The 15,362-nt window shown below is 63.1% G+C and carries 18 protein-coding genes; 10 read left to right on the forward strand and 8 right to left on the reverse strand.

Translation table 11 applies throughout. The annotated features are described in order from the left end of the window. Window positions 1-169 precede the first annotated feature (169 nt). The gene (locus LWF01_RS10540; protein WP_349637356.1) at window positions 170-760 is read left to right on the forward strand and encodes a PH domain-containing protein; all 591 of its coding nucleotides are present in this window, start codon (window positions 170-172) and stop codon (window positions 758-760) included. A gap of 70 nt (window positions 761-830) precedes the next feature. On the opposite strand, the gene LWF01_RS10545 is transcribed toward LWF01_RS10540, so the two are convergent. From LWF01_RS10545 to LWF01_RS10570, 6 genes are all read right to left on the reverse strand, one after another. Then, window positions 831-2,390 carry a DEAD/DEAH box helicase gene (locus tag LWF01_RS10545; RefSeq protein ID WP_432761950.1) on the reverse strand — a complete coding sequence of 520 codons (1,560 nt, stop codon included), beginning with the start codon at window positions 2,388-2,390 and terminating at the stop codon, window positions 831-833. Window positions 2,391-2,780: 390 nt separating this feature from the next. After that, complete coding sequence (locus tag LWF01_RS10550; protein WP_349637357.1) at window positions 2,781-3,344, reverse strand: mismatch-specific DNA-glycosylase; 564 nt, start codon at window positions 3,342-3,344, stop codon at window positions 2,781-2,783. Between the two features lie 4 nt (window positions 3,345-3,348). Then, the gene (locus LWF01_RS10555; protein WP_349637358.1) at window positions 3,349-3,708 is read right to left on the reverse strand and encodes a type II toxin-antitoxin system VapC family toxin; all 360 of its coding nucleotides are present in this window, start codon (window positions 3,706-3,708) and stop codon (window positions 3,349-3,351) included. Next, window positions 3,705-3,905 (reverse strand): type II toxin-antitoxin system VapB family antitoxin, encoded by a 201-nt coding sequence (locus LWF01_RS10560; protein ID WP_349637359.1) that lies wholly within the window; start codon window positions 3,903-3,905, stop codon window positions 3,705-3,707. The genes LWF01_RS10555 and LWF01_RS10560 overlap by 4 nt, the downstream gene beginning before the upstream one ends. A 48-nt stretch (window positions 3,906-3,953) precedes the next feature. Further along, window positions 3,954-4,733, reverse strand: a complete 780-nt coding sequence (locus LWF01_RS10565; protein WP_349637360.1) for a class I SAM-dependent methyltransferase — start codon at window positions 4,731-4,733, stop codon at window positions 3,954-3,956. Window positions 4,734-4,767: 34 nt separating this feature from the next. Beyond that, window positions 4,768-5,307 carry a maleylpyruvate isomerase N-terminal domain-containing protein gene (locus tag LWF01_RS10570; protein WP_349637361.1) on the reverse strand — a complete coding sequence of 180 codons (540 nt, stop codon included), beginning with the start codon at window positions 5,305-5,307 and terminating at the stop codon, window positions 4,768-4,770. A gap of 246 nt (window positions 5,308-5,553) precedes the next feature. Here LWF01_RS10570 and LWF01_RS10575 point away from each other — a divergent pair, with 246 nt between their 5' ends. Continuing rightward, window positions 5,554-6,630 (forward strand): DNA glycosylase AlkZ-like family protein, encoded by a 1,077-nt coding sequence (locus tag LWF01_RS10575; RefSeq protein ID WP_349637362.1) that lies wholly within the window; start codon window positions 5,554-5,556, stop codon window positions 6,628-6,630. A 16-nt stretch (window positions 6,631-6,646) separates the two neighbouring features. Here the strand turns inward: LWF01_RS10575 and LWF01_RS10580 are convergent, their stop codons facing one another. Continuing rightward, window positions 6,647-7,015 carry an iron chaperone gene (locus tag LWF01_RS10580; protein ID WP_349637363.1) on the reverse strand — a complete coding sequence of 123 codons (369 nt, stop codon included), beginning with the start codon at window positions 7,013-7,015 and terminating at the stop codon, window positions 6,647-6,649. A 238-nt stretch (window positions 7,016-7,253) separates the two neighbouring features. Between LWF01_RS10580 and LWF01_RS10585 the strand changes: the two genes are divergently transcribed. From LWF01_RS10585 to LWF01_RS10600, 4 genes are all read left to right on the forward strand, one after another. Next, window positions 7,254-7,832 (forward strand): HhH-GPD-type base excision DNA repair protein, encoded by a 579-nt coding sequence (locus LWF01_RS10585; RefSeq protein ID WP_349637364.1) that lies wholly within the window; start codon window positions 7,254-7,256, stop codon window positions 7,830-7,832. Window positions 7,833-7,891: 59 nt separating this feature from the next. Next, complete coding sequence (locus tag LWF01_RS10590; protein ID WP_349637365.1) at window positions 7,892-8,098, forward strand: helix-turn-helix domain-containing protein; 207 nt, start codon at window positions 7,892-7,894, stop codon at window positions 8,096-8,098. Continuing rightward, window positions 8,098-8,622, forward strand: coding sequence for a Clp protease N-terminal domain-containing protein (locus tag LWF01_RS10595; RefSeq protein ID WP_349637366.1), 525 nt, complete (start codon window positions 8,098-8,100; stop codon window positions 8,620-8,622). The genes LWF01_RS10590 and LWF01_RS10595 overlap by 1 nt, the downstream gene beginning before the upstream one ends. 157 nt (window positions 8,623-8,779) lie before the next feature. Then, window positions 8,780-9,577, forward strand: coding sequence for a nucleotidyltransferase domain-containing protein (locus tag LWF01_RS10600; RefSeq protein ID WP_349637367.1), 798 nt, complete (start codon window positions 8,780-8,782; stop codon window positions 9,575-9,577). 88 nt (window positions 9,578-9,665) lie between these two features. Here the strand turns inward: LWF01_RS10600 and LWF01_RS10605 are convergent, their stop codons facing one another. Then, the gene (locus LWF01_RS10605) at window positions 9,666-10,187 is read right to left on the reverse strand and encodes a phosphoribosyltransferase (protein WP_349637368.1); all 522 of its coding nucleotides are present in this window, start codon (window positions 10,185-10,187) and stop codon (window positions 9,666-9,668) included. Between the two features lie 149 nt (window positions 10,188-10,336). Here LWF01_RS10605 and LWF01_RS10610 point away from each other — a divergent pair, with 149 nt between their 5' ends. The 4 genes from LWF01_RS10610 (at window position 10,337) to LWF01_RS10625 (ending at window position 15,339) form a co-directional block, all read left to right on the forward strand. Continuing rightward, a complete protein-coding gene (locus LWF01_RS10610; protein ID WP_349637369.1) occupies window positions 10,337-11,962 on the forward strand; it encodes a helix-turn-helix domain-containing protein in 1,626 nt (541 codons plus the stop codon). A gap of 190 nt (window positions 11,963-12,152) precedes the next feature. Continuing rightward, window positions 12,153-13,583, forward strand: coding sequence for an APC family permease (locus tag LWF01_RS10615; protein ID WP_349637370.1), 1,431 nt, complete (start codon window positions 12,153-12,155; stop codon window positions 13,581-13,583). A gap of 11 nt (window positions 13,584-13,594) precedes the next feature. Then, the gene (locus LWF01_RS10620) at window positions 13,595-14,227 is read left to right on the forward strand and encodes a DUF3156 family protein (protein ID WP_349637371.1); all 633 of its coding nucleotides are present in this window, start codon (window positions 13,595-13,597) and stop codon (window positions 14,225-14,227) included. Further along, entirely contained in the window at window positions 14,224-15,339 is a 1,116-nt protein-coding gene (locus LWF01_RS10625) for a Zn-dependent alcohol dehydrogenase (protein ID WP_349637372.1), read from the forward strand. The genes LWF01_RS10620 and LWF01_RS10625 overlap by 4 nt, the downstream gene beginning before the upstream one ends. Window positions 15,340-15,362: the final 23 nt, after the last annotated feature.

A 15,362-nucleotide genomic window follows, 5' to 3' on the forward strand; every position in this document is an offset into this window, starting at 1 on the left:
GCCGAAAACACGCGATTGTTACCTAAGCGAAACCGAAACTCAGTGAATCGCGGTTCACTGAATTTTTATGTATTCGACCCGATGAATAGTCACGCTATTTTGCCGGTTGCGCTGCCGCCTGATCCCGGCCCCCCAGGGACGTCGATTTTCGATCTGCGAAAGTTGAGTTATGAATCCAAGCAACGCGTTCCGACCGCGATTTGGCCAGGTTCTGACAATTGTGATGGGCCTCATTGCGGTGATTTCCATTGCCGGCATGCTCGGCACGACCGGAATCAGCGGCTTTGCTCAATTCGGTGGCCTGCCACTCTTGTTAGCCGCCCTGGTCTGGGCTGTCTTCTATAAACCAAGGCTCGAGGTCAGCGACGGCGAACTCGTGATCGTCAATCCGCTTCGCACCGTGCACCTAGTCTGGCCGAGCATAAAGGGCTTTGAAACAAACTGGGGAATGACAGTGCTCTCGGCGTACGGCAAGTTCACCGCATGGTCGGTTCCCGCGCCGTCCCGCGGCTTCGCCAGGCCCGGGCGGATCGGCTGGGGCGTTGAATCGCGGTCGAACGCCGCGGATGACGTAGCCGGACGGGTGGCGTCGCCCGCGGTGCAGGAAGCTCTTGCCCGCTGGGAAGCCCTGAAAGCCGCGGGCTACCTCGATAATCCACGGCTCGAGGCTCCCCGGCCAAAGGCGTCGTGGAACTTCGACGTCATCCTGATCTGTGCTGTGCTCGCCGTCTGGACCGCGGTCGGGCTACTGGGTATGTAGCCGAAGAACGCCCGCCACCTGATCACGGTGACGGGCGTTCTGGGTTTCAGAACCTCAGCTGTCTGGGGCTTTAGCGGGTGCCTGACCGGCCACGGCCATTCCCCCGAGCCGGCCTGGGGCTGCTTTCAGTGCGGTAGCTTGCCGGACCACGTCCACCACCGGCGGAGGCACGCTGACCGGAGCTCGTGCCGCGACGATCTCCGCGGGCCTCCCCCTGTCGAGTAGCGTCGGTACGCCGTTCGCCCTCGCGTCCGGAGTGACCGGCGGTACGGCCGTTACCGCTGGTTCCGGTGCGGGTGGCACCGCGACCGCCGCCACGGGAGTTCCGGCCATTACGGCTATTGCCACGCGGCTGGTTCTGCTGCGGAGCTGCAACGGGAGCAGGCTCGACGTGTGCGGCGACTTCGCCGACCAGGTCGGCAATCACGTCGGACTGAGGAGTTACCTGGATCAGCTCGGCGGAGATCTTCGCGTGCCGAAGCATCGTCTGGACGTCACGCCGCTCGGGCGGAAGGACCAGCGTGACGACGTCGCCGCCCGAGCCGGCTCTCGCGGTACGGCCTGAACGGTGCAGGTAGGCCTTGTGTTCGGTCGGCGGATCGACGTGGACGACCAGATCGACGTCGTCAACGTGGATTCCGCGGGCGGCGATATCGGTCGCCACCATCACCTTGGCGGTTCCGGATGAGAAAGCGGCTAGGTTGCGTTCACGCGCCGGCTGCGAGAGGTTTCCCTGCAGATCGACGGCCGGAATCCCGCTGGCTGTCAGCGCCCGGGCCAGCTTCTTCGCGGTGTGCTTCGTCCGGGTGAAGAAGACCCGACGACCCAGACCGGAGGCGAGGTGCTGGACGACTGCTTTCTTATCAGCGGAGTCGGCCATCGTGAAGACGTAGTGGGTCATTGCAGTGACCGGGGAGCTCTCGGAATCTACCGAGTGCGTCAACGGACGGTCGAGGTAGCGCTTGACCAGGACATCGACGCCGCGATCGAGCGTTGCGGAGAACAGCAGGCGCTGGCCGGAGTGCGGGGTCGCGTCGAGCAACCGCTTGACGCCTGGCAGGAAGCCGAGGTCGGCCATGTGATCGGCTTCGTCGAGCACGGTGATTTCCACCGAGGCAAGGCTGACCAGTCGCTGACCCATCAGGTCCTCCAACCGGCCCGGGCAGGCGACGAGGATGTCCACGCCATCCTGCAGTGCCTTGACCTGCTTGCCCTGCGCGACGCCCCCGAAGATGGTGGTTTGCTTCAGACCAGCGGCCTTGGCGAGCGGCTCGATAGCTGCTGAGATCTGGTTCGCCAGTTCGCGGGTCGGAGCCAGCACGAGTCCGCGTGGCCGTGAGCGTTCCCGGCCGGAGGTGCGTGCCGATTCCGCAAGGCGGGCGACGAGCGGAAGTGCAAATGCGAGCGTCTTTCCGCTGCCGGTCTTTCCCCGGCCAAGAACGTCGCGTCCGGCCAGGGTTGACGGCAGTGTTGCCGCCTGAATCGGGAACGCCTTGACCATGCCCTGCGAGCGAAGCTCGGCGACCAGGTTGGCCGGAACATCGAGCTGGGCGAATGTTGGTGCGTTGTCGGTTGGGTCCTCTGCGCCAAGGATGTCACTGGTGCTTGCGGCAGGGGTGGTCTCAGACATGGTGGTGCTCATAAACGAAATATCGCCTCTCGGGCGTCGAAATCGGGGCACAAAGCAAGTGCTGGTTCTTGGGCCGAAAAGAAGCCGACTACTGTGTCGACGTTGCTTTGTTCTTTAGCTGCGCTTGATTCGTAGTCATGCATTGGATCTGCAATTACGAAAGCGGCGACCCCGCTTCATCCAGTATGGCGGCGCGGGGCGCCCGAATGCAAAACGCGGCCTTTGCCTGCCGTCGAATCGCGACTTCGCCATCAGCCAGTCGCCATCAGCCGGTCGTCGGTCGTCGGTCGTCGGTCGTCGGTCAATGACGACGACCGACAACTTGGCTCCGTTCGGACTGGGCTGGAACGCACTTTCTCCGTCACTCCAGCTGCCCGACCCACGACGGACTCAGATCACTCCAGCGGCCTCCGCGATCAGTGCGTAGTCCCGTGCGAGCGACTTCAGGTTCGCATGGGCATTCAGCCCACTGGGGTTCGGCGCGACAAACAGCTTCGTTACGGGCCAGGGCGAGGGTTGCTCGCCGACAACGGCCTTAGGCTGCGCGAAGGCTGTTCGGAACGCAGTGATGCCAAGCACCGCGACGACGCGAGGAGCGTGCCCTTGCACCACCTTATTCAACCGTTCAACGCCCGCGCGGAGCTCTTCCGCACTTAGTTCATCCGCTCGCGCCGTGGCCCGCGGGCTCAGGTTGCAGATGCCGATTCCCTTTTCTCTGATCAGCGCGAGGTCGGCCTCGGTATAGCCTGCTGAGGCGTCGATCTGACGTCCGGTAATCCCGGCGGCATGCAGGGCAGGATAGAAACGATTACCGGGCCGGGCGAAGTGCGCGCCGGTCGCGGCGGTCCACAAGCCCGGATTGATGCCGACGAACAGCAGCCGCAGCGGTTCCGGCAGCAAATCCGGAATGGTGGCATCACGAAAGCTCTCCAGCTCGGCGCGGGTGAATCCCATGACGTCAGGCTCCGGGCTCAAGCTGCGCCGCGACGGCCGCAAGTCGCTTGTCACGGGTCCAGAGCGAGGAGCCTGGCGATAGTTGCACCGCCGCGAGGAGATGCGCGTCAACCAGGCTGAGACCGCGTCCGTATAGGCGGTGATTGTCGACGAAGGCCAGCACCTCGGCGTGACCTGCCTCCGGCAGCCGCGGCAGATTTGTCATGAGTTCCAGGAAATTCTGACGGTTCCTGATCGATCCCAGTGCCAACTCACCGATAACCAGATTATGGGCGCCTACTTCGTTGCGGGCGAGCAGTGCCGACAATTCCGGATCACGTTGATGCAGATGATCCACCCAGATTGATGTGTCAACGAGGATCATTCCGCCGGAAGATTCCGCCGCCGAGGGGCCGAGGTGGCTTTCGGGTCCGATCCGCCGAGCAGGGCGAGTCGGCGGGCGCTCTCTCGCTCAATGAGGGCCTCAAGGCCGTCCCGTACGAGCGCAGATTTCTCTGTGCGCCCAGTCAGCTCCATCGCCCGCTCGACCAGGGTCTCATCCAAAGTCACGGTAGTTCTCACGTCAGCCCCCTACATCAAATTCAGCATAACATGATGCGCAAAGGAGCATCATGCATGAGTCTGATAGCTCGCCGGGTCCCGGCCATTCTCGCCTGCCGCCTGCTCGACGAGCGAGGCGACGAAAACGAACTCGCGGCCGGGCCGGTCAGGAGCGTCACGAATCCCATCCACGACGAAGCCGGATTCGTTCAGAGCACGCGTGACCTCGTCCCGTTCCCGGAAGCGCAGCGTCGAGTCCGAGGTGATCACCGCGCCATCCGACGCAAAGGCGTAATTCCAGCGGAAACTCACCAGCGGACCGGAAACGTCGACCAGATCGCACCAACTCTCCACGGGTCCGACGCCAGGAATGTCTGTCTGTTTGAACGTCTGGTCCCGATTCCAATCCTGCCACGCCTTAACCGCCGGGTCCCGGATCTCGAAGACCAGGCGCCCGTTGGGACGCAAGACGGAGCGTATCCCGCGCAGAGTGCGGGAAAAATCTTCATCGGTGAGAAAGACCTGCGCGACATTAGCGGTCATCAGCGCCACGTCCACCTGAAGTGCCGGAAGGTTCGTGGCGTCACCGTGCAACCAGCGCACCCGATCAGCCATCGGCTTCTTGCGGGCCACGTCGAGCGACGCACCAGCCGGATCAACCCCGATCACCTCGAGGCCGCGCTCCGCGAGCATGCAGGCAAGCGTGCCGGTGCCGCAACCCACATCGAGAACGCTTCCGGCACCGAACTCACCAATGATGGCGAGGTAGGCCTCCAGGTCGTCGCGCTCGGGATCCAATGGATCGTAGATTTCGGCCAACCGGCGGTGATTGAATATGGGATCGGGCACCCGGTCAGGATAACCAGACTGACCCGTCACCTGACTAGACCACACTGAAGCCCTCGGGCAACTGCTGCCGACCGGTCAGTGCAAGGAGGGCTGGTACGCCACGTTCGGATTCGTAAGCCATCCGTGCCGCCAGCTGAAGACTGGCGTCGATGGCGCCGTCGAGCTGGGACGGCAGGGCAACGGCTGCAGCCCGAATAAGGTCGAGGCTGTGCACGGTCAGCTCGAAGGTGCGGGTCGGCAAATAGTCGAGCAGACCGATGGTGCCAAAGGGAGTGGTCAGGATGCTGTCGTCCGGGCTATCCCGGACGATTGCGATAACGCGATCGACGAGTCTCTGGACCGTCTGGACCGGGTCCGGTCCGAGATCACGGCCCGCTTGCCGTCCTCGTTCCACCACTGCAGCCGCACCGGCGAGAGTAGCCGCGGTCGCCCGGTAGTAGGCGACGGGGTCCCTCAGCGTCGGCGGATCAGACGTCATCGGAACAGCCAGGTAGGTTTCGACTGTGATCAAGGACCTGCTGGTGTGCCCGGCAAGATCGCGGATGTTCCACTCCCCCAGACCTGGATGACTCAAGCTTGACTCGGGTATGGCAGCCATGACGCTGGCGAACGCATGGGCCGCATCTTCGAAGCACGCTCTGAGCCGCCGGCTCCCATCAGACTGCATGTCATGAGGTATATGCGTGGGCACGACGAAGTGTCAAGAACGCCCGACGCGCTCCCAATGCGCCTGAAGAATGCTGACCGGGTCGTTGACCGGCATCGGCGTCTTCGCTTCGCTCAAGCTCAGCGCGAGGCGGACCGATGGCAAACTGGAGCAATGAAGGCGACCCGTGATCAGGTACTGCGCTACCGAGTGCACGCGCAACAGCTTGACCGTGAAACCGGCTCGGCACACACAGACGCCGATATCCTCGACCTGGGTGTGCAGGACACCGGGAACGAGGGAAGCCGCTGGGCTCTCGCACAGCGCGGCGTGCAGTTCGACCCGGGTGAGCATTTCATCGCCTGGACGCTTCGCGGAGCGCCCACGGCGTATCGACGAGCACAGGCCGCGCAAGTCGCGGCGGCCACTGCCCCGTATGACGAAGCAGATGCCGCCAAACGGGTCTTCGACGCGGCCAAGCCGCTGAAGGCGGCGGGGATTCCCGTGCTTGAGGCACTGGCCGTGGTGTCCGGGCATATGCGCGACATCGTGAAGGAACCCACGGTAAAGGGCGAGATGTCCGGACGACTGACAGCGGTGCTCCCGGACCCCTATTTGCGCTATTGCCGACCGTGCGACGCCATTCACAGTCACGAGCAGACGTTCCGCCTGTCGGCCCTGCCTGCGGGCCTTGAACTCGACCCAGGCACGTCTCCCCCAGTCCTCCGCCGAATCCCGGGGTGGGGTGGGCCTGCCGCGGAAAGGCCTGCATCGCTCGACCCAATCCGGGCCTGCCTGCACCTCTTCGGGCCACTCACCCCCAAGCTGGTGGCCGGATACATCGATGCTCCGGTCAGGACTGTCACTTCTCACTGGCCGAACGACGTCGAAGAGGTTGTGGTAGCCGGCGAGAGACGCTTCGTCCTCGCCGCGGATGCGGCGGCCCTGGCAGACCCACCGGCGAGCGCAGGCGTGCGGCTGCTCGGCTCGCATGACCTCTTCCTGCAGACCCGGGATCGCGAACTCCTGGTCGAGGACGCCGATCGCCGAAAGCAGCTCTGGCCTGTCCTGGGCCGGCCCGGGACGATTCTTCAGGGACACAACATCGTGGGCACCTGGCGGCCACGAACATCCGGTAAGAAGCTCACACTCGCCACCGAAACATGGACTAACGTACCGAAACGCGAGTTGGAGGATCAGGCTGCCAGGCTGGCCGAACACCGCGGACAGGGTTTCGCCGGCGTCGCGTAGCTGGTGGAGATCTTCCTTACATCCACTTGACGCCGTCGTCCTCGTACTCTCGGATCCGATAGCCGATCATCCTGCCGAGCACCTCGCTGGGAACGGGCTTGTCGTAGGGCAGCTGAACCGACCCCTTTCCGGTTGCGTATCCGTCCAGTTCGTCGATGAAGGCGCGCAACGTGCTCGGGGTGAAGACGAAGTTGGCATGTTTCTTATGCCCGCTGAAGACGAACAGAATCGTCCCCGACGAGTACGCCGGGCTGCCCCATTTGAGTCCTTCCACGGCATCCGGAGCATTGGAGCGGCTCAACTCTCGCAGTTCCTGGAGTCGCTGCCGCACGACGTCGGGGAATGAATCGATGTATTGCTCGACCGTTTCGGGCTTCGTCGTCATCTGGCTAGTCAATCGTGATCTAGCAATGGGGCGTCGAGGACTATGACCGTTCGGGAAATCTTCATGGAGTCATCCTCAAGCAGGCTACCCGGCTGCACAACCCCATTACGCGTGCTTATCCGGCCGGCTCCAGCGTTTGCGACTGCTATCGCAGGGCGCCACACGCGCCCGCTCAGAGCTGCCGGCCTCGCGGTGCGAATCACGCGACAGTCGCTCGCACACCTGCAAGAATGACGCCATGGCAAACTCCCTTTATCTGTCCGGCGACGCTGCCGCAGACGCACTTCTGGCCGAGAACGACTTCGCACTGCTGGTCGGCATGCTGCTCGATCAGCAGGTGCCGATGGAAACCGCTTTTGCCGGCCCGGCGAAACTGCGCGAACGGCTCGGCGATCTCAGCCCCGAACAAATTGCCGGCATGGACCGGGACGAACTCGTCGCGGTCTTTGCGGAAAAGCCCGCCGTGCACCGGTACCCCAAAGCGATGGCCGGCCGGGTTCAGGATCTGGCTCGGGCAATCGTTGAGAGTTATGACGGCAACACCACCGCTCTTTGGACCGAGGGTGACCCCGACGGCAAAGAGGTGCTGGCCAGGCTGAAAGCACTGCCGGGTTACGGTCAGCAAAAGGCCAAGATCTTCCTCGCCCTACTGGGCAAGCAGTTCGGGCTATCGGCGCCCGGATGGCGTGAGGCCGCCGCCGAGTATGGCGATCCGGACGCGCGGCGCTCGATTGCCGACGTCACCGACGGAAATTCCCTGTCCGAGGTGCGAGCCTTCAAGAAGGAGCAGAAGGCCAAGGCCAAGCTCGCTACGTAGAACAGCTTCGGACGTCAACCGTGGTTGACATCTCCATACTTGTCAACTATGGTTGACACATGCATGAGAACCCGATCGATGCCGCGACGAGCGACGATCCAACAATCGGCTTGCACGCCGTTAGCTCATTGCGCGAACTGGCCGATCGGCTGGAGGCGCTTCACGTAGCTCGAGCCCGCGAGCTCGGCATGCCGTGGCAAGAGATCGCCGACGCTCTCGGCGTCTCTCGCCAAGCCGTTCACAAGAAACATGGCAGGAGAAAGTAATGTTCGAGAGATTTACCACCGATGCTCGCGCCATAGTCGTCGCGGCCCAAGAGACGGCGAGAGAAATCGGCTCCCACAACATCGACTCACGCTATTTGCTTCTCGGACTGTTCGATACCAATGACTCAACAACACAGGCGCTGAATGATTGCGTCGACAACTTCGATGACGCGCGCACGAGGCTTCTCGACCGACTTGCCGGTTCCGGGCTGGACGGTGATGCGCTTGCCTCGCTCGGCATAGACCTGTCGGAGGTTACTGAGCGAGCAGATGCTGTGTTTGGTTCAGGCGCCCTTACATCGAGCAGGTCCCCGAAGGGGAGAATACGGTTCAGTCAGGATGCCAAGAAGTGCCTCGAACTCGCCCTTCGCGAAGCGATTCGTCTCAAGGGCTCATCAATTGGCACGCGGCACATACTTCTCGGCATGCTGCGAGCGGAATGCCCGGCTCGCAGCGAATTATTACGGGAAAACGTAGACGTCGCCGCGCTACGTAGCACTCTCGAAACGCAGAGGGCCGCGTAACGAGAGCCGGCAGTGCCTTGCAAGAAGCCGCTTGGCGAAGCGCACATCGACTGCCGATAGAAAGCTGGGCCAACTCGCGGATGGCTTCGGCAGCTAGCCGATGGACCAGGCACGTCGAATTTCGCTTCCGATAGGCTCCTGGGCATGAGGATGACCAGTGGCTGATCCGGATGAGGGTTTGATGCCTGACGGCACCATCCGGACCGGCGCTCAACGGGAACGTGTGCCGCCGTTGTTCGAACCAATTCTGGCTGAAGCGACCAGAGCAGCCGAGCAGCGTGGCGGCTCCCTCTACCTCTACGGATCAGTCGCCACCGGCGCCGCTCGCCCCGGCCTCAGCGACGTTGACCTGCTGTCTGTCGATTTCGGCGAGGCTGCCACGCTCGGCGATCAGCTCTCGGCCAAGTACGCTGACCGATGCCGGGCCGTCGAGATCGCCACGGCCACGGCGGCGGACTTCGAACGCCAGAACGACGCGGCGTACGGCAACCGGGTATTTATCCGGCACTACTGCGTTCATCTGACTGGCCCGGACCGATCCGCCACCCTCCCTGCATACCCTGCTGACGCTCGAGCGGCTCGCGGATTCAACGGAGACATCGGGCAACATCTGCAGCGATGGCGTCAACTACTCGGCAGCTCGCCGCAGCAGGTAGAGGTGCTCGGACGACGAGTAGCCCGCAAGTCCCTCCTTGCCGTGGCGGGCCTGGTCAGCGTGCATGACGGTACGTGGACCACCGATCGGCCCCCCGCGCTCCGCTGGGGTGGTGTCCAGCCCGAACTTGCGGCCGATCTGGCGCAACTGATGTCGTGGGCCGATGGGGGCAGCCGCCCGACACCCTTAGATGTTCAGAAAGCGGTCGCGGACGGCGGCATAGTCCCCACGATCGTCGAGGATTTCGCGCGGCTGGTCGGACTCTGGCGCGAGGCACCCGACAGCCCCTCGACGCGATGACTTTCCGTGGCGAATAACGTCACCCGACGCGCTTACGCCATTCAACAACTGCGCCAAATGACCGATTCACTGCCTACTGGATGTCGCCTCAACCTACCGTGTTCGCGGGACGATGCGGCGTCACGGGCGGCTCGGCCGACCATGGGAAGACGATCCACTCGTCCGTGCGTCGCCACACGTAGTCAGGATTTACGACGGATGTCGACTTGGCATAGAGCACCGCGCTGCGGGCCTCCGCACCGTGACTACGCATGATGTCGAGGACGAGAGCGAGGGTCCGACCCGAGTCGGCCACATCGTCGACCACAAGCAGCCGTTTGCCCGCGATCGACTCGGCATCGAGCAACGGAGCGAGGAGCACCGGGTCGGGCAGCGTCTCGTGCACGTCGGTGTAGAACTCGACGTTGATGGCGTCCGATAGCTTGACGCCGAGCGTGTACGACAGCGCGCCCGCGGGCAGCAAGCCGCCGCGCGCGACGGCGATGATGATTTCTGGCGCGAAGCCCGAATCGGCGATGATTTGCCCGAGGTCGCGGCTCGCAGTGCCGAAAAGGTCCCAGGTCAGGACCTCTTTTGCGTCGAGTTCGGATGAGTCTGCATGAAAGGCCATGTCAGAGAGACTACCGCCGCACACACCTACCCAAGGCACCGGCAGCCCGGCACAACCCTGGACCCACAGTCGCCATAACCTGCTGGACTGGGTTCTTCCTGGGGCGTCGGGTAGCGGGTCCGCGCTGATACTGCGCGGTATCATCTGGTGTGAGCCTCAGCCTCCGGAAACTTCTCGAGAATCCCTCGCTCGATCTCAGACTCATCGTCGACCTGAGCGAGGATCCCCGCTCCGAGTCCGCGCTTGACCACGAATTCGAGTGGCTTCACGCGACGGACCTGATCGACCCGACGCCTTTTCTCGGCCCGGCGGAAGTCATCCTCACCCTGGGTTGGCAGTTCCCGGTCACTGATTCCGTCGATTCCTCGATTGCCGAAGCGCGGATTCCGGCGGACAAACTCGAGAAGATCTATGACGACTATGCGGCCCTCGTCGCCGCGCACGGGGTCATCGGGATTGGGTTCGGAAGCGATGTCCTCCATCGAGGAGTGCCTCGGCCACTCGTCAACGCGTGCATCAAACACGGACTGATCCTCTTCGACGTCCCATACGAGATCTCATTTATGGATCTTCTGCAGGAAGCGGCACGGGTCGTCCAGCGAGACCAGAGCGAACGGCAGTCCCGTTCGCTCCGAGCTCAGAAGGCGATCGCACACGCGGCCACCCGACGGGATGGGCTCAACGCGACTCTGCGGGAAACTGCTCGCCAGCTGGGATGCGGAGTGTCGCTCTTCGACTCGCTAGGGCACTCGGTGATCACGGTCGAGGCGCCTCACGGTCCCCGGGTTGGCGAGAGCGAGATCGCTCCCGTTGTCCGGAAGGCCCTCACAGAGCAGCTGCGATTCTGCACCGCACAGGTCACCGACGAGGTCGAGGCGATCGTGCAGCTGCTCGGCGAATACACGGACCCGACCGGGGTCCTCGTCCTCACCCTCAGCGAAGGGTTCGACGACGTGTCCCGCAACGTGCTCTCCAGTGTGCTCGCCCTGGTGAGTGTGTCCCTCGAACAGAATCAGGCACTCGCATCCCTGCACACGACCCTTCGCCAGGCGCTGCTGCAGCTCCTGCTGTCGGGCAATATCGGGATGACCCGTCACATCCTCGAAAGCGTGTGGGGCCCGCTCCCTGTTCCTCCGATGGTCGCCATGGTGGGCATCTCCCGGCAGTTCGAGGTCACCAGGATCTTGCCTCGATTGGAGACCATGACCTCCGACGAGGCGGTGCCGGTGTTCTACGCCCAATACCAGAACGGTCTGGCGATCCTTCTGCAGTCCAAACACGTCGAACAAGTGATCGAACTCTTGCAGCCCTTCGACCTGGCCATCGGTCGCTCACGCTGCGACCGATGGGACGGACTGGAACTGGCGCTCGAAGAGGCGAAGAAGGCCGCCGAATACGGGATCCGGACTGGGAAGACGGGGTCCATCGCATTCTCCGGGATCTGGCAGGACGGGGTGGCGGACCTCATCGACGCTTCAGATGCCTCTCACGTGGCCCGTCGGGTGCTGGCACCTCTGGCTCGTTTCGAGCGCTCGAACAACGGCGACCTGATCACCACCCTCAAGGTCTGGCTCGAGAACCACGGGAAGCTGCAACCCGCTGCCCGGGCACTCGATGTTCACCGACACACATTGATGGCCCGTCTCGAGAAGATCGCGCAGCTGACCGGTTCCGACCTCGACGATTTCCAGGTCCGCGCGGACCTCGTGCTCGCGCTGCGTTACTACCGCGCGGAAAAGGCGGACAGCAGCACTGGTGGCACGGCGCAGCCCTGAGATTTAGTGGACAGTCTGTCCTGGTTGCCCGCCGGTAATCGACAAAATTCAAGTCGGGACACCTCTTTCATGCCGCTTGAGTGTCGGTATGTCCCGGAAACTCAGACACTTTGTCGGTTCTTCTTGAGTCGCTCGTGGCATTAGATTCGTCATCGACGCAATTGCGCATCACGGGCAAAGGAGCACAGCGATGACGAAATTGAAACGCACCCTCGGGTTCGGCGCGGCCTATGCCGCGTCGACCGGATTGGTCGTCTCGGGCACGGCGATGGTGTCTCTTGGCAATGGGTTCGGCACGGGCGGTCTCGCCTTCGCGATTCCGGCCCTCGCCGGTTTGATCATCATCACCATGGTGGCGATCTCCTACGGAGAGCTGGCCTCCATGCTGCCGGGAGGCGGAATGGTCGGGGAATACACGCTCCCCGCACTCGGCCGCCTCATGGCGATCATTGCGGTTCTCGGCGGGTATCTCGTCCTCGTCTCTGCCGACGGCGGAACCCAGCTCCTGGTCGCCGGTGAATCCTTCGAATCACTGACCGGCTTCCCGGCACCGGCATTCTCGTTCGGCCTGCTCCTCATTCTGCTCGTCCTCAACATCTCCGGAGTCGACATTTTCGCCCGGGTGCAGATTCCCGTCGTTTTCGGCATGATGGGCATTCTCGCGGTGATGGGCCTTGCCGGCGTCCTTGGCCTCTCGAGCCAACCAACCGTGGACAACCCAGTACTCAACACGGAATGGGGCACCCTCGCCTCGATGGGTGCCGTGGCGATCTGGCTCTACATCGGAATGGAATTCGTCGCGCCGCTCGCCGAGGAGATCCGGCAACCCTGGAAGAACATCCCGCTGGCCATGATTGTCGGGGTGTCGACGATCTTCGTCGTCGACGTGCTCTTCGGTTGGGGCGCGACCCACTATGCCGACCTCGACGAAATGGCGGCTTCCTCGATCCCGCACGTCGTCGGTGCCACCGCGATCTTCGGCGCCGCGGGCGGATTCATCATGACTGTCGTGACGATCCTCGCCTCGTTCTCCACCGGAAATTCCTACCTCGCTGCGATTCCGCGCATGCTCTACGGACTTGCCAACGAGGGCCTGTTGCCGAAGTGGCTGGCCAAGGTGAGCCGCCGCTCACGCGTTCCATGGACGGGGATGCTCGTCACTGCCGGGTGCATGGCTGCCGTACTCGTCTACTCGACGGTCTCCGACGGCGGAATCGATCTGATCATCCAGCTCGTCAGCATCGCCTGCACCACCTGGCTGCTCAGCTACATCATCGCCCAGGTCGACGTCCTCGTCCTGCGCCGTCGCTACCCGAACGCGCACCGGCCGTTCAAGACCCCGTTCTACCCAATCCCGCAGGTCATCGGAATTTTCTCGTGCACCTATCTCATCGTCTTCATCGTTCCCGGACTCGAAGCGCGACTCGTGGTTTGGGGAACTGCCGCCGTCATCATCGCCGCGATCGCCATATTCGGGGTGGTCTGGCTCAAGCTCAACCGCCTGCCGCTCTTCACCCCCACGGACCTCGTCCAGACCCAGTCGAACATCATCGAGAGATCAGAGGAACTCGAAGGCAACTACCCGGGCAGAACGACGGACCCGGCCACACGCCGAGTCTGAAAACAGGAATCATGAAGAGCATCACGCGGAAACCGCGGAAGAACGCCCTCGAAGGGGACGGGCCGATCGTCGATCGGGCCCGGCAGGCCCTCCATCAGATCGCGGCCCAGTTCGGTGAGGTAAGCCACCGTGGGCGGACCCGGGCTCTGGTTACCACTTCCGACGGCATCGACCTGGTCCTCGAATACGAACCGGGAAACTATGTCTTCTCCCGCGTGTACAACTTGAGGATCAAGACAACACTTCCTTCCGACACAGCAGTTCCGGCAGGCCTCGGGGTGTCCTACAGAGGAGCAGATGCGCCGGCCTTCGTTTCCGAGGCAGGACTCGGGAAGCCTCGCGGCGAGGTTCGCGCCCCCGTTGCTGAGCGAACTGCTCCCACCGCGGTGATCGATGCGCTCAATACGATCGTCCGAGACCACCTTCGCGGTGTTGACCTGGTCTCCTCCCGGGTCGAAATCGAGGGCGGACGCCGGGTGCTTCACCTCACCCCGATGGGTGGATCCTTCGTCTGGGTTCTCATCCCCCCGATCTTCAAGGCGACTGCCTTTCCGTCAGGGGAACCCGGGCGGATCCTCGAACTCGTCCGCGCCCTCCGGGGATTTACCATTGCTGCAACCACACCGAAAGGACATCACGCATGAGCACTGTCGACGTCAGGGCAGCTGTCTTCACCGGGCCCAACCAGCCCCTCGAGATCCAGGATCTGAGCATCTCCGCCGAGCCGGGGGCGAACGAGGTCCTCGTCAAGCTCGCAGCCTCAGGGGTCTGCCACAGCGACCTGCACGCGCTCGACGGCGAATGGGAAACTCCTGCTCCCATGGTTCTCGGTCACGAGGGTGCCGGTGTCGTTGTCGCAGTCGGCTCCGAAGTGAGGGATCTCGACATCGACGACCATGTCATTCTGTCGTGGACCCCTTCGTGCCAGAAGTGCGAATTCTGTGTATCCGGACGTCCGGTGCTGTGCCAGCTGGCGAATGAGACGGCGTACCGGCACGTGTTCTTCGACGGCAAGACTCGATTGAGCGCGGGCTCTCAGGAGGTCAAGAGCTTCCTCGCCGTGGGATCCTTCGGTGACCACGCCATGGTCCCGGCCTCCGCCGCGATCAAGATCCGAAAGGACGCGCCACTGGCCCAGGCCGCGCTCGTCGGATGTGCCGTGACTACCGGGATCGGCGCCGTGGTCAACACCGCAGAGATGGAACCCGGCAGTACAGTCCTCGTCGTCGGCTGCGGGGGCGTTGGGCTCAATGTCGTCCAGGGGGCGCGCCTGGCCGGGGCCAGGCAGATCATCGTCGCCGACATCAGCAAGGACAAGCTCGAGCTGGGCCGGACCTTCGGGGCCACCCATGCCATCAACAGCAAGGAGAACGACCTCGTCGAGGCGGTTCTCGAACTGACGGGTGGACGTGGCGTCGACTATGCCTTCGAAGCGATCGGCCTGCCCTTCACGATCGAAGCCTGCTACGAAGCCGTCCGCCGAGGCGGTACCGCTGTGGTCGTCGGGCAGGTGGCCGACGGGGTGAAGATCTCAATCGACCCCTTCGTCATGAGCGATCAGGAGAAGCGCCTGATCGGTTCGAACTACGGCTCGAGCCGCCAGTCGATCGATTTCCCGAAGATCATCGACCTGTACATGGAAGGGCTCGTCGATCTCGACTCCATGATCACGGACAGGATCGCGTTGGACGATGTCAATGAAGCGTTCGACGAGATGCGCCAGGGGCGCGGCATCCGCAGCGTCATCGAGTACTGACGTAAGTCGTATCGAGTTACCGC

Origin of the sequence: Saxibacter everestensis (genome assembly GCF_025787225.1) — a bacterium.
Classification (GTDB): Bacteria; Actinomycetota; Actinomycetes; order Actinomycetales; family Brevibacteriaceae; genus Saxibacter; species Saxibacter everestensis.

What these genes read in the sequence shown, in the direction of transcription:
- LWF01_RS10540 (WP_349637356.1), top strand. Translation starts at nt 170, where the DNA reads ATGAATCCAAGCAACGCGTTCCGACCGCGATTTGGCCAGGTTCTGACA.
- LWF01_RS10585 (WP_349637364.1), top strand. Translation starts at nt 7,254, where the DNA reads ATGGCAAACTCCCTTTATCTGTCCGGCGACGCTGCCGCAGACGCACTT.
- LWF01_RS10575 (WP_349637362.1), top strand. Translation starts at nt 5,554, where the DNA reads ATGAAGGCGACCCGTGATCAGGTACTGCGCTACCGAGTGCACGCGCAA.
- LWF01_RS10625 (WP_349637372.1), top strand. Translation starts at nt 14,224, where the DNA reads ATGAGCACTGTCGACGTCAGGGCAGCTGTCTTCACCGGGCCCAACCAG.
- LWF01_RS10595 (WP_349637366.1), top strand. Translation starts at nt 8,098, where the DNA reads ATGTTCGAGAGATTTACCACCGATGCTCGCGCCATAGTCGTCGCGGCC.
- LWF01_RS10545 (WP_432761950.1), bottom strand. Translation starts at nt 2,390, where the DNA reads ATGTCTGAGACCACCCCTGCCGCAAGCACCAGTGACATCCTTGGCGCA.
- LWF01_RS10550 (WP_349637357.1), bottom strand. Translation starts at nt 3,344, where the DNA reads ATGGGATTCACCCGCGCCGAGCTGGAGAGCTTTCGTGATGCCACCATT.
- LWF01_RS10580 (WP_349637363.1), bottom strand. Translation starts at nt 7,015, where the DNA reads ATGACGACGAAGCCCGAAACGGTCGAGCAATACATCGATTCATTCCCC.
- LWF01_RS10605 (WP_349637368.1), bottom strand. Translation starts at nt 10,187, where the DNA reads ATGGCCTTTCATGCAGACTCATCCGAACTCGACGCAAAAGAGGTCCTG.
- LWF01_RS10555 (WP_349637358.1), bottom strand. Translation starts at nt 3,708, where the DNA reads ATGATCCTCGTTGACACATCAATCTGGGTGGATCATCTGCATCAACGT.
- LWF01_RS10590 (WP_349637365.1), top strand. Translation starts at nt 7,892, where the DNA reads ATGCATGAGAACCCGATCGATGCCGCGACGAGCGACGATCCAACAATC.
- LWF01_RS10620 (WP_349637371.1), top strand. Translation starts at nt 13,595, where the DNA reads ATGAAGAGCATCACGCGGAAACCGCGGAAGAACGCCCTCGAAGGGGAC.
- LWF01_RS10615 (WP_349637370.1), top strand. Translation starts at nt 12,153, where the DNA reads ATGACGAAATTGAAACGCACCCTCGGGTTCGGCGCGGCCTATGCCGCG.